This is a genomic window from Ideonella livida (assembly GCF_010499455.1).
GTDB lineage: Bacteria > Pseudomonadota > Gammaproteobacteria > Burkholderiales > Burkholderiaceae_C > Ideonella > Ideonella livida.
In genome coordinates, this window is record NZ_JAAGOH010000012.1 from 50,686 (window position 1) to 62,894 (window position 12,209).

13 protein-coding genes are annotated in these 12,209 nt (G+C 71.4%); 4 read left to right on the top strand and 9 right to left on the bottom strand.

Annotation, left to right across the window (positions count from 1 at the left end; translation table 11 throughout):
- Positions 1-183 precede the first annotated feature (183 nt).
- Together G3A44_RS24080 and G3A44_RS11455 are read left to right on the top strand one after the other, a co-directional pair.
- Positions 184-2,082 (top strand): sensor histidine kinase, encoded by a 1,899-nt coding sequence (locus G3A44_RS24080; RefSeq protein ID WP_163457655.1) that lies wholly within the window; start codon positions 184-186, stop codon positions 2,080-2,082.
- The gene (locus G3A44_RS11455; protein ID WP_163457656.1) at positions 2,066-2,695 is read left to right on the top strand and encodes a response regulator transcription factor; all 630 of its coding nucleotides are present in this window, start codon (positions 2,066-2,068) and stop codon (positions 2,693-2,695) included. The genes G3A44_RS24080 and G3A44_RS11455 overlap by 17 nt, the downstream gene beginning before the upstream one ends.
- Before the next feature lie 66 nt (positions 2,696-2,761).
- On the opposite strand, the gene G3A44_RS11460 is transcribed toward G3A44_RS11455, so the two are convergent.
- From G3A44_RS11460 to G3A44_RS11485, 7 genes are read right to left on the bottom strand one after another with little or no spacing between them, the layout of a single operon-like run.
- A complete protein-coding gene (locus G3A44_RS11460) occupies positions 2,762-3,976 on the bottom strand; it encodes an ABC transporter substrate-binding protein (protein WP_163457657.1) in 1,215 nt (404 codons plus the stop codon).
- On the bottom strand, positions 3,973-4,680 hold the full coding sequence (locus G3A44_RS11465) for an ABC transporter ATP-binding protein (protein WP_163457658.1): 708 nt from the start codon (positions 4,678-4,680) through the stop codon (positions 3,973-3,975). Before G3A44_RS11465 ends, G3A44_RS11460 begins: the two co-directional genes overlap by 4 nt.
- A 41-nt stretch (positions 4,681-4,721) precedes the next feature.
- Positions 4,722-5,522, bottom strand: coding sequence for an ABC transporter ATP-binding protein (locus G3A44_RS11470; RefSeq protein WP_163457659.1), 801 nt, complete (start codon positions 5,520-5,522; stop codon positions 4,722-4,724).
- Complete coding sequence (locus G3A44_RS11475; protein WP_163457660.1) at positions 5,519-6,595, bottom strand: branched-chain amino acid ABC transporter permease; 1,077 nt, start codon at positions 6,593-6,595, stop codon at positions 5,519-5,521. Before G3A44_RS11475 ends, G3A44_RS11470 begins: the two co-directional genes overlap by 4 nt.
- A 36-nt stretch (positions 6,596-6,631) precedes the next feature.
- Positions 6,632-7,489 carry a branched-chain amino acid ABC transporter permease gene (locus tag G3A44_RS11480; protein WP_163457661.1) on the bottom strand — a complete coding sequence of 286 codons (858 nt, stop codon included), beginning with the start codon at positions 7,487-7,489 and terminating at the stop codon, positions 6,632-6,634.
- Positions 7,490-7,523: 34 nt separating this feature from the next.
- On the bottom strand, positions 7,524-7,835 hold the full coding sequence (locus tag G3A44_RS23940) for an ABC transporter substrate-binding protein (protein ID WP_203561382.1): 312 nt from the start codon (positions 7,833-7,835) through the stop codon (positions 7,524-7,526).
- Complete coding sequence (locus G3A44_RS11485; protein WP_203561378.1) at positions 7,720-8,769, bottom strand: ABC transporter substrate-binding protein; 1,050 nt, start codon at positions 8,767-8,769, stop codon at positions 7,720-7,722. Before G3A44_RS11485 ends, G3A44_RS23940 begins: the two co-directional genes overlap by 116 nt.
- Before the next feature lie 181 nt (positions 8,770-8,950).
- Here G3A44_RS11485 and G3A44_RS11490 point away from each other — a divergent pair, with 181 nt between their 5' ends.
- Entirely contained in the window at positions 8,951-9,577 is a 627-nt protein-coding gene (locus G3A44_RS11490) for a MarR family winged helix-turn-helix transcriptional regulator (RefSeq protein ID WP_163457662.1), read from the top strand.
- 28 nt (positions 9,578-9,605) lie between these two features.
- Here G3A44_RS11490 and G3A44_RS11495 read toward each other — a convergent pair whose 3' ends face one another.
- Positions 9,606-10,751 carry a Rieske 2Fe-2S domain-containing protein gene (locus tag G3A44_RS11495; RefSeq protein ID WP_163457663.1) on the bottom strand — a complete coding sequence of 382 codons (1,146 nt, stop codon included), beginning with the start codon at positions 10,749-10,751 and terminating at the stop codon, positions 9,606-9,608.
- Between the two features lie 35 nt (positions 10,752-10,786).
- Entirely contained in the window at positions 10,787-11,734 is a 948-nt protein-coding gene (locus tag G3A44_RS24085) for a PDR/VanB family oxidoreductase (protein ID WP_163457664.1), read from the bottom strand.
- Positions 11,735-11,815: 81 nt separating this feature from the next.
- Here G3A44_RS24085 and G3A44_RS11505 point away from each other — a divergent pair, with 81 nt between their 5' ends.
- Positions 11,816-11,998 (top strand): hypothetical protein, encoded by a 183-nt coding sequence (locus tag G3A44_RS11505; protein ID WP_163457665.1) that lies wholly within the window; start codon positions 11,816-11,818, stop codon positions 11,996-11,998.
- The last annotated feature ends 211 nt before the right edge of the window (positions 11,999-12,209 follow it).

A 12,209-nucleotide genomic window follows, 5' to 3' on the forward strand; every position in this document is an offset into this window, starting at 1 on the left:
CTTGGTAAGGCTTGCCTACACGCCGCAGCCGTGGTAACAAGCGCGCCCCATGACCTGCACGCCATGACCCACGGCCCCTTGCTCCCACCCGATGCGGCCGCCAAAGCCCCAGCCGCTGAACACCAGGTTCGATGCGGCCAAGGGCGCCCACGACATGCGATATCGACACGACAGGCGCTGCGCGTGGCGGCGCTCGTCCTTGCCGTTGGCGTGGCCTGTGCCAGGGGCCAGGGGCTGCCAGAAGACACCGCCCCACCCCGCCTGCCGCTGGACCTGCCGGGCGACCCACCACGGACCGAGGGGCGCAAACCCCGGGTGCTGGTGGTCACCACCGGCCCGGCGGGGCAGATTGGACATGCGCTGTTCGTCGACGCCTTTCAGGTGGCGCTGACCCGCGAGCATCCCGGCGTGGTGGTGGAGGTAGACGCCCTGGACAACGGCCGGGTGACCAACGCCTTGGATGAGGCTGCGCTGCGCGGCTGGCTGGTGCGCAAGTACCGCAAGTCCCGCTATGACGCGGTGGTGATCTCGGGGGCCACGTGGACCCATTTCCTGGTGTCCGCGCTGGCGGAGATCTGGCCTGGCCAACCGGTGCTGTTCTCCGGGCCCGACCCGGCCCTGCTGCCCGTCATTCAGCACGCGGCCCAGGCCAGTGCCCTGCTGGTGCCCGAACGCACGGCCAGCACCTTGGCTCTGCTGCCGCAACTGCTGCCGGGCACCCGCCGCCTGGTGGTCTTGGGAACTGATGTGGCCGGCAGCCCCTACCACCCCAGCTTGCCCACGCTGCTGCGCAACTTGGCACCCCGGCTGCAGGTGGAAGACCTGACCGGCCTGCCGCAGACCGCCCTGGCGCCGGTGCTAGCGCGTCAGGCACCCGGCACCGCCGCTTTGTTGATCCTGGCCGCCACCGACCGCGACGGCCGACGCTACGAGGTGGCCTCTCTGGTGCGAGAGGCCGCCGCGCACCTGCCGGTGCTCTCGGACGTCACCACAGTCATGGGGCACGGAGCCCTGGGCGGGCCCATGCTCGACATCGGCGACATCGGGCGCCAGACAGCGGCCAAGGTCGGCCGCCTGCTGTCGGGCGACCAGGCGGCCTGGCGGCAACCCGAGGTGCTGCCACTGCCCCCACTGGTGCTGGACTGGCGCCAGGCGCAGCAGTGGGGCGTGGACCTGGCCCACCTGCCCGTGGGCACGCAGCTGCTGCACCGCCCGCCGTCAATGTGGGAGAGCCATGGCGGCACCATCCTGGCCGGCTTAGCCGTGCTGACGCTGCAAAGCACCATCATCGTCGTCCTCCTGGCCGAGCGCCGCCGCCGCCGCCAGGCCCAGCAGGAAGCACATACCCGCCTGCTGCAGGTGGCGCGCATGAACCGCATCGGCTCGCTGGGCGAGCTGTCGGCTTCGCTGGCGCATGAGCTCAACCAACCGCTCGCCGCCATCCAGGCCAATGCCGAGGCCGGCCAGCTGCAGCTGCGTCGGCACGGCACGGCCGCCACCGAACTGCCGGAGATCCTGCAGGCCATCGGCCACGAGAACGCACGCGCAGCCGGCATCATCCGCCGGCTGCGGGCCTTGGTGGAGAAGCGCCCCCTGGCCATGGCGCCCATGGACTTGGCCCCACTGGCCGAAGAGACCTGCGCCCTGCTGGCCGGCACGGCACGCCAGCGCAGCGTGACCCTGCTGCTGGAACGCGATACCCCATCACCCCAAGTGCTGGGCGACCCGGTGGCCCTGCAGCAGGTGTTGCTGAACCTGCTGCTCAATGCGTTGGAAGCCTGTGCCGGGCAACCCGCCGCACAGGTGCGCCTGAGCCTGGCGCGCGCGCCCGGCGGCGGCCTGCAGGTTGACGTGCAGGACAACGGCCCGGGCGTACCCGAAGCCCTGCGCGACTGCGTGCTGGAGCCCTTTTTCACCACCAAGGACCAGGGGGTCGGTGTGGGCCTGTCGGTCTGCCGTGGCATCTTGGAAGCGCACTACAGCACGTTGGTGCTGGTCCCTGCCGGGGCCAGCCCGGGCGCCCATTTCAGCTTCACCCTCCGCCCTGCCGAGAAGACCACCACCGATGACTCACAACCCTGAAGGCACTGTCCACCTGGTGGATGACGACGAGGGCACACGTACCGCCATTGCACGGCTGCTGCGCGCCTGCGGCTACACGGTGCAGGCCTACGCGGGCGCCGAAGCCGTGCTGGAGCTGGACCCTGACACGCCCAGCTGTCTGCTGCTGGACGTTCGCATGCCGGGCCTGAGCGGGCTCCAGGCGCAAACCCTGCTGCAGGATCGGCGCGAACGGCTACCCATCGTCTTCCTTACCGGACATGGCGACATTCCCATGAGCGTGACGGCCATGCGCGCCGGTGCCGAGGATTTTCTGACCAAGCCGGTGAGCGCCGAGACCTTGCAGCCGGCGCTGGACCGCGCGCTGGCACGCAGTCGACAAGCCCTGGCCAGTGGGACAGACCTGCGCGACATTGCAAGGCGGCTGGCCAGCCTGACCCCACGCGAGCGAGAAGTGTGCGAACTGCTGCGCCGCGGCCAGCTCAACAAACAGATCGCCGATGCGCTGGGCATGGCCGAGCAGACGGTGAAGATCCACCGTCGCCATGTGCTGGAAAAATTTGGCGTGCGCAGTGCCGTAGAAGCGGCCACCCTGCTGGAGCGCCTGGACGCGGGCCAGCGACCCCAGGGCTAAGGAGGGAGCAGCGCGGTGGAGGCGGCCCTATCCCCCTCCACCGATCTCACCAACCCGGCCCAGGCTTCACAGCGCCAGGCGCCCGTCTGCCATCACCACGGCCACCGAGACGTAGTCGCTACCCTCGCGCTGGTCACGGCCAAAGCGGATGGGCAGGCCGCCCAGGTCCAGGTCGGTCAGGCCTTGCAGGGCCTGGAGCACACCGGCGCGGCTGGGCGCGGGGCCGGCCCGCAGCAGGGCCTGCACGGCCACCGAGGCGGCCAGGTAGCCCTCCACGCCAAACAGCGAGAAGGCGCTGGAGCCGGCGGCCAGCAGATCGGCCTGGTAACGCCGCACCAGGCCAAATTTGGCGGCCGTGGGCGGCGGCACCACCACCGAAAAGCCCATGCCCCGGGCCCAGGGGCCCAGCGCTTGGAGTGAACCCGCGCTGGCGCCGATGGACAGGCCGTAGAGGCTGGCGCCACGGTCCAGCGCCCGGTAGGCATGCACAAAGGCCGGCGCCGTGCCCGCCAGCCCCACCAGCACGCCCTGCGGCTGGGCTGCGGCCAGGGCCTGGGCGGCGGGGGCCACCAAGGGGCTTTCGGTGCCGGGCGTGGTGGCCACGGCCACGGCCGAGAGCCCGTGGCGCTCGCAGGCCTGGTGGAAGGCCTGGCGCAGCGCGTCACCCAATGCGTCCTGCGGGTGGACCAGGGCCATGCGCCGCAGCGAAAGCGTGCGGGCGGTGTGCAGCAGGCGGTCCACCTCGCGGGCATAGCTGGCACGGGTCCAGAACACCTGGTCCCACCCGGCCTGACGCAAGGCCACGGTGCCGGTGCTGGGCCCGATGATGGGCACGCCGGGGGCGGCCTCGGCCATGGCTTGGGTGGGGCGCGTGCCCAGGGGGTGCAGCAGGGCCATCAACGCCGGGTCTTGCACCATCGCCTGGGTGTGGGCGCGGGTCTGCGTGGGGTCAAAGGCATCGTCGGCCACCAGCAGCTCCAACCGGGCGCCCAGCACGCCGCCCTCGCGGTTGACACGCTGGACCAGGGCGCGGGATCCCGCCAGCAGGTCTGCCCCGTTCACGCGGCCAATGCCGGTCTGGTCCACCACGACGCCCAGGCGCAGCAGCGGAGGGTTGGCGGCGCGCGCCGGCTGGCCAATGGGTGCAATCAGCCAGGGGGAGGTCAACCACGGCACGGTCAGGGCACCCAGCACCTGGCGCCGGGGGGCGCCGCGCTCAGGGCCCGGCTTGGCGGCGGGGGTGGCACCCCACGGCGGGGTCTCCGGGGGGGCGTCGCTCATTGCACCGCCAGGCCGATGTGCCGCTCCAGCGCGGCGCTGTCGTCGCGCAGGCGCTCGGCCTGGTCTTCGTGCACCACCTGGCCGCGGTCCAGGATGAGGGCGCGCTGGGCATACCCCAGCACCTCGTGCACCTGCTGCTCCACCACCACCACGGTCAGGTCCGGCAGCTGGGCCAGGGCGCGCAGCAGGTCTTGGCGGATGAGTGGGGCCAAGCCTTCCAGCGGCTCGTCCAGCAGCAGCAGGCGGGGCTGGCCCAGCAGGGCGCGGGCCACACTCAGCATCTGCTGCTCGCCGCCCGAGAGTTGGGTGCCGCCGTGGTGGCGGCGCTCGGCCAGGCGGGGAAACAGGGCGTAGGCCTCATCCAGCGCCCGCGCCGGGCGGCGCTTGCAGCCGGCCAGCAGGTTCTCCTCCACCGTCAGGGAGGGGAAGATGTCGCGCGTCTGGGGCACGTGGCCCAGGCCCAGGGCGGCGCGCGCATGTGGCGCCAGGCCGGTCAGGTCCTGGCCAGCAAAAGTGATGCGGCCGGCGCGCAGCGGCGTCAGGCCCATGACAGTGCGCAGCGTGGTGGTCTTGCCCACGCCGTTGCGGCCCAGCAGGGCCAGGCGCTCGCCGGGGGCCACACTCAGGCTCAGGCCATGCAGCACCGTGGTGGGGCCGTAGCCGGCCTGCACGCCGTGCAGCGCCAGCAGGGGAGAAGGGTTCATGGGACTCTCCAGAAGGGGGACCGCAAGACGGGTGCTGGGGCTCAGTGCCCCAGGTAGGCGGCACGCACGCGGGGGTCTTGGCGAATCTGCTCGGGCGGTCCTTCGGCCAGCAGGGCGCCTTCGGCCAGCACGGCAATGCGGGTGGCCAGGCGAAAGACCAGGCCCATGTCGTGCTCGATCAGCAGCACGGCCATGTCGGCCGGCAGGCGGTCCAGCGCGGCCAGCAGGCGGTGGCCTTCGGCCTGCGGCACGCCGGCCATGGGCTCGTCCAGCAGCAGCACCCGGGGGCGCAGCGCCAGGGCCAGGGCCAGCTCCACCAGGCGCTGGTCGCCGTAGGCCAGGCGGGCGGTGGGCGCGTTGGCCAGGGCGTCCAGGCCCAGCGCCAGCAGCAGGGCGCTGGCTTCTGCCGCCAGGGCGGGATAGGCGGCCAGGGGGCGCCACCAGCGGCCAGCCAGGCCCTCCCGCTCGAACAGGGCCAGCGCCAGCTGCTGTGCCACGGTGAGCGTGGGGGCCAGCGTGGTGATCTGAAAGGTGCGCGCCAGGCCGCGGCGCACCCGCTGCGCCTGCGACAGGTCGGTCACGTCCTGCCCGGCCAGGTGGATGCGGCCACTGCTGGGCGCCACCACACCCGAGAGTTGGTTGACCAGGGTGGTCTTGCCGGCGCCGTTGGGGCCAATGAGCGCCAGCCGGTCACCCGCCTGCAGGGCCAAGGACACGCTGCGCGTGACCTGCAGGCCACCGTAGTGCTTGCACAGGGTGTCCACCGCCAGCAGGGGGGTCGATGGGGAGGCAGCGGCCGGGGCCGTGGGCACCGCCGCGTTCAGATTCACGGACGGGCTCATGGGCTGACCCCAGAGGGTTGGGCGGTTGACGTGGACGTGGACGTGGGCGTGGGCGTGGAAGGGCTGGCCGACCTTGGCGCCGCCGGGGCCACGGGGGCCTCCACAGCTGGCGCCGATGCCTTGCGCGTGGGCCACACCGCCGCCAGGTGTTGGCGCAGCCAGGGGGCCCAGCGCTCAGGGGGCAACAGCACCACGGCCATGAGCACGGCGCCCACGGCAAACATCCAGTGGTACGGGTTGAAAGCGGCGGCGCTGTGGTGCAACAGGGTAAAAGCCGCCGCGCCAATGACCGCACCGCGCAGGCGCCCGGCACCGCCCAGCACCAGCATCACCAGCAGCTCGGCCGACAGGCCAAAGCCCAGGGTGTCCAGCCCCACCACGGCGTTGACCTGGGCAGACGCCGCGCCGGCCACCCCGGCCAAGGCGCCCGAGGCGGTGACCACCGCCAGCAGCCGGGCGCGCACCGGGGTGCCCAAGGCCGCCATGCGGGCGCGGTTCTGGTGGATGCCCTGGACCGACAGGCCATGGGGCGACGCCAGCCAGCGCCCGCAGACCCACAGCGCCAGGCACAGCAACGCCAGGGTGTAGCCGGCGGCCACGCGACCTTCTAGGTCAAAGGCCAGGCCGCCCGGCAGCGGCCCGATGAGGTAGCCGGACAGACCGTCGTCACCGCCGGTCCAGTCCCGCGCCTTCTGGGCCAGGCTCAGCACGATCTGCGCCACCGCCACGGTGAGCATGAGGAAGGTGAAACCTTGGTAGCGCAGCAGAAAGGCGCCGCTGAGACAGGCCAGCAGCGCGCCGGCGCTGGCGCCGGCCACCAGGCCGACCAGGGGGTCGGGGTTCAGGTGCAGCGCCAGCAGGCCGGCGGCATAGGCGCCGGTGCCAAACAGGGCGGCATGGCCCAGGGTGGCCAGGCCGGCCACGCCGACCATCAGGTCCAGCGACAGCACCAGCAGCGCGGTGGTGAACAAGCGGGTCCACAGGCCCAAGTGGCCGGGCCAAAGCCAGCAGACCAGGGCGCCAGCGACCAGCACCACAACCGGCAAGCGCCAGGCGGGAGGGGGAGCATGCATGGGGGTCGAATCCAAAAGAGAGTGTGGGGGCGGCTTTCAGCCGCGCTGCAGCAGCCCGTGTGGGCGCCAGGCCAGCAGGGCGGCCATGGCCACAAAGAAGGCCACGGGGCCCCAACCGTCGGTCAGGTATTTGCCGGCGGTGTCTACCGTGCCCAGCAGCACGGCAGCCAGCAGGCTGCCGGCCACGCTGCCCATGCCGCCCACGGCCACCACCACCAAGACCAGCACCAGGTACTTGAGCGCGTGATAGGGCTCCAGCGGCATCAGCTCGGCGCCGAGCACGCCGCCCAGGCCGGCCAAGGCCGCGCCGGCCGCAAAGGTCAGGCACTGCACGCGGCGAATGGGAATGCCCAGCGCGGCGGCGGCCTCGGGGTGGTCCACCGCTGCGCGCAGCCACACACCAAAGCGGGTGCGCGTGGCCACAAAGCCCACGCCCACCGCCACGGCCAGCCCGCAGACGATGACCGCCAGACGCTGCGCCGGCAGGGTGCGAAAGCCCAGGTCCACCGGCTGCTGCAGCCAGGCCGGCCAGGCGATGAGCTGCACTTGCGGCCCGGCCAGGGCATTGAGGCTGGCCACCGCAAAGAAGCTCAACCCAATGGTGAACAGCACCTGGCTGAGTTCACTGCGGCGGTAGAGGTGGCGCAGCACGCCCTGCTCCAGCGCCGCGCCCAGCAGGCCACAGCCCAAGACGGCCGCGGCCACGGCGGGCAAAAAGGGCCAACCCAGCTCCCGGGTGAACACAGCGGCCAGGTAGCCGCCCACCGTGGCCAGCGCACCATGGCTGAGGTTGACGAAACGCATCAGCCCAAGGGTGACGCTCAGGCCCACGGCGATGACAAACAGCACCATGCCGTAGGCCAGACCGTCGATCAGGATGTTGAGCAGCAACATGGCAGTTCCTGAGAAATCGGGGCCGGGTCCGGGCTCACTGGCCTTGCCCGTGGTCGGGCTGCGGACCAAAGCTCTGCAGCTCTTTGTTCACCAGTGCGCCGCCGGGGGCGCGCTCCACCTGGCGCAGGTACACGTTCTGCACCAGGTGGCGGGTGGCGGGGTCCACCTTCACAGGGCCGCGCGGGCTTTCCCACTGCAGGCCCTTGGCGGCGGCCAGGGCCTTGGCGCCGTCACGCTGGCCGCCGGTGGCGGCGATCATCTGGCCGATGAGGTGCAGGCCATCCCAGGCGCCCACCGAGGCGTAGTTGGCCACCGGTGCACCGGGCTGGGCCGCCAGCGCCGCCAGGAACTGCCGGTTGACGGCCGAGTCGTGCGCCCACGCTGTAGTGGAAGGCGGTGGTCAAGCCCAAGGCGGCGTCGCCCAGCTTGGGCAGGTCAAACTCGTCGGTTTCGGCTGTGCCCAGCAGGCGCAGGCCGGCCTTGGCCAGGCCGTTCTCCTGGTAGGCCTTGACGAAGCCCAAGGTGGGTGGGCCGCCGGGCAGAAAGGTGTAGACCGCCTGCGCGCCGCTGGCCTTCAGGCGCTGCAGAAAGGGCGTGAAGTCGGTGGTGGCGATGGGCATGCGCACGCTCTCGACCACAGTGCCACCTTGGCGCTGGAATTCGGCCTTGAAGGCGGCCTCGCCGTCCAGGCCGGGGCCGTAGTCGGTGACGGCGGTGACCACCTTCTTCAGGCCGTTCTTGGCGGCCCACTGCGCCAGCGGCACCGTCACCTGCCACAGGGTGTAGCTGGTGCGCAGAAAGTAGTCGCTCTTGGCGGTGATGGCCGAGGTGGCGGCGTTGAAGATCACACACGGCGTCTGGCTTTGCTGCACCAGGGGCGCGGCGGCCAGGGCGTTGGGCGTGAAGACGAAGCCGCCCAGGTAATCCACCTTGTCTTTGACGATCAGCTCCTGCACTAGGCTGCGGGTCTGGGCCGGGTTGGGGCCACCGGTGTCGCGGTAGAGCAGCTCCACTGCGTGGCCGCCCAGCTTGCCGCCCTGGCTGGCCAGATAGGCCTCGGCCCCGCCCTTGAACAGGCCGCCGTAGTGGGCAAAGGGGCCCGAGAACGGCCCCAGGATGCCAATGCGCACGGGGCCACGCTGCGCCTGGGCCACGCCCGGCAGCGCCAGCCCGGCCGCCAGGCCGGCCCCAGCGGCCAGCACGGTGCGGCGCGGCAGCGCAGCGCAGGTGGCGGTGGTCCACGCCAAGGGCGAAGACGGGAGAGGAAATCGGGATGTCATGGCTGTCTCCTGCCCGGGGTGGCCGGGCCTGGGGCGCACGGGCGTGCACCGTGTTTGATGTGGAACAAATGGTGTCGTCAATGAGTTGATATGTCAACCATTTGATTTGTCCATTTTTCTGCGGACTTTCCCGGCCGGCGCAGGGCCGGCGCGGGGGCCTGCGGTACATTGCGCGCCGACCATGCCCAGCCGACGCCGCAACCCCGCCCCCGAAGCCCCAAACCCGCCCGTGGCCGCGCCGGCCCCCGAGGGCGCGCGCCGGGTGGTGGACCTGGACCACTACGTGCCGGCCTACTTGACGTGGATCGCCAACAAGCTCTCGCGCGGGGCGTCGCAGCACTACCTGGCGCTGTTTGACGTGGGCATCGAGACCTGGCGCTGCCTGGTGCTGCTGGCGGTGGAGGGTTCGGTCTCGGCCCAGCAGGTGTCGCGGGTGATCGGGTTGGACAAGGGTGCGGTGAGCCGCTGCTTCAAGCAGATGCAGGCTCGCGGCCTGATCCGCCTGGGGCTGGATGAGCAGGATGGCCGCCTGCGCCTGGCCACGCTCACGCCCGAGGGCCGCGCCCTGCATGACCAGATCCTGCACCTGGCGCTGCTGCGCGAGCAGGTGTTCCTGAACGTGCTCGACGCCCAGGAACAGGCCACGCTGCTGGGCCTGCTGCGCCGCCTGCACGAGAACCTGCCGGCGGTGGAGGCCGCCACCGCTGCGGAGGTCAAGGCGCTGCGGGCACGCGGCGTGGGCCGCCCGGCCAGTGGCAACCCAGAGCCTGCGGACCCCGAGGACGACGACACGGCCCCCGGGGCTTGACGCCCACGGGACCCAGCGGGCGCGGCCTTCAGGCCACCACGCCGTCCACCGCGCCGGCGGCCGCGGATGGGCTCAGGTCTGCCGCCCCGGCCGCAACCTGCTGGGCCGCAATCAGGCCGCTGATCACGCGGCGCGCCCGCACCCCGCCCGCATCGGTGTGGATGTCCACCCAGGCGCTGGGGCCGCCGCTGCGCTGCATGGCGGCCCATTGCGACTCGATCACGCCCTTGTCCTCGTCAAAGGTGAAGCGCGTCTGCTCGATCACGGTGGACAGGGTGTCGGGCAGGTCGGGGTGGCGATTGGCCGACATGCTCCAGAAGTAGTGCGCGGTGGTCTCGGATTCGGGTGTGATGCCGTGGAAGCCGCGCATGTGGAAGCCCCCGCGCGCCGGATCGTCCAGCGCCGCCTCGCCCGGGGCCATGGCCCCGGTCCAGATGGCCAGGTGGCTGGGCTGGAACACGATCTCTTGCCAGCGGTCGCAGGTCTCGCCAAACGGCCAGGCGGCCCGGTAGGTGGGCGGCGGGGTGGAGCCCGCCATGTGCCGCACCACGGTCACGCCAAGGCCTTCGCTGCTGACGCGGGTGGGCGCGTTCATGTGCAGGCGGGCATTGCCGCCAATGGTCTTGAGGTGCACGTAGCCCAGATGGCTCAGGTCCAGCAAGTTGTCGTGGATGAGCTGCCAGGGGGCGTTGTAGTGGTAGCTGCCATGGCCAAAGCGGTACCGCGGATCGTCGTGAACGGGGTAATCGGGCGGCTCGCAGATGGGGGCGGTGCCCGCCTGGCGGGGCATCCAGATCCAGAGGATGTGGTCCTTCTCGCGCAGGTGATAGGCGCGCACCCGCGCCTTGGTGGGCACCTTGGGCTGGCCCGGGATCTCCAGGCAGCGGCCCAGGGCGTCAAACAGCAGGCCGTGGTAGCCGCAGCGCAGGCCTTGGCCCTCCAGCGTGCCGCGGGACAGCGGCAGGCTGCGGTGGCAGCAGCGGTCTTCCAGCGCGGCCACCTGGCCATCCGGGGTGCGGAACATGACCACCGGCTGGTCCAGGAAGCGTCGGCCCAGGGGCTGGTCCTTCAGTTCATCGGCAAAGCCGGCCACGTACCAGCGGTCCAGCGGGTAGCGGCGGGCCAGGGTCTCGTCGCTGGGGGCGTCGGCACAGGCGGCGGCACAGGCGGTCATGGGGTCTCCTTCGGGTGGGATGGGGCGTTTGGGGGTCAAAGGTCCAACAGCAACTCCGCGCTGCGGGCGCGCGAACAACAAGGGGCAAAGCGGTCTTGCGCAGCCTGCTCGGCCGGGGTGAGGTAGCTGTCGCGGTGGTCAGCCTGGCCACCCAGCAGCGGCAGCAGGCAGCTGCCGCACACGCCCGCCTCGCAAGAGCTCTCCACCGGCAGGCCGGCGGCCAGCAGGGCCTGCAGGGCCGTCTGGTCGGCCGCGACCGACACCGTCCGCCCGCTGCGCGACAGGCGTAGGGTGAAAGGCTGGTCGCCAACAGTGGGCGCGGCGGCGCCAAATGCCTCGGTATGAAAGTGGTCGGGGGGCCAGCCGGCCGCTGCGGCCTCAGCCTGCAGCGCCGCCATAAAACCCGTCGGCCCGCAGGCATAGACCCGGCTGCCCGCCGGCACCTGGCGCAGGCGAGCCCCCAGGCCCAGGCGCGCAGTGGTCCCCTCTCCCAGATGCAGGTGCACCCGGCCCGCCGGCAGGCGCGCGGCCAGCGCCGGGCTGAAGGCGGCGCGGTCGGCGCTGCGGCAGGCGTGGTGAAGTTCCCAGGCGGCGCCAGTCGCCTCCAGCACCTCGGCCATGGCCAGCAGCGGCGTGATGCCAATGCCGCCGGCCAGCAGCACCGTGTGCGGCGCCGGCAGCAGCGCAAAGTGGTTGCGCGGCGCGCCCACCCGCAGCACCTGCCCCGGTTGCAGGGCATGCACCGCGGCCGAGCCGCCACGCGAGTCGGCCGCGTGCAGCACGCCCAGCACATAGCGATGGCGCTCCCAGGGCGGGTTGCACAGGGAGTAGGCGCGCAGCAGGCCACCCGGCAAGTGCAGCTCCACATGGGCGCCGGCCGTAAAGGCCGGCAGCTCGGCGCCATCCGGCGCGGCCAGCACCACTTGGCGCACGCCAGTGGCCACAGCGTCCACCGACTGGACGGTGAGGGTCATCGTGTTCATGTTTGTAGTATCAACTGGTTGATATATCAACCTAATGAGGGTTTTCCAGCGTCCAGATGTCTGCAGCTTGCCGCTCTACTGGTGAACCTGAGCCAGCAGACGCCTGGGGTCTGCCACCCGGCCGCCCGATGCTTGGGCAACACCGACCGCTTCGACTCCCTCAGCCCGGCCCTGCGCATGGCCCTGCAGGAGTTCAACGGCGGCTACTTCCTCAAGCTGCTGGTGCATATCACCGGCATTGGCACGCCGCTGCCCACGGCTTGAGGCGCTCCCTTAGGGCCGCCGCCCCCAGGCGGGTGCACCGTCGCCACCCCCCCGCCCACCACCGGCCGCCCGCGCTGCGGGCAAACCCCCGTCCTATTGATTTCATCGAAAGCAAGGATGGACGCAAACCATTTGGTGAATGGCTGGGGCATTCGTAACCTCTCGGTATCCGCTTAACCGAGGTGCCCTCTCCAGTCTTTGGGCTGGATCA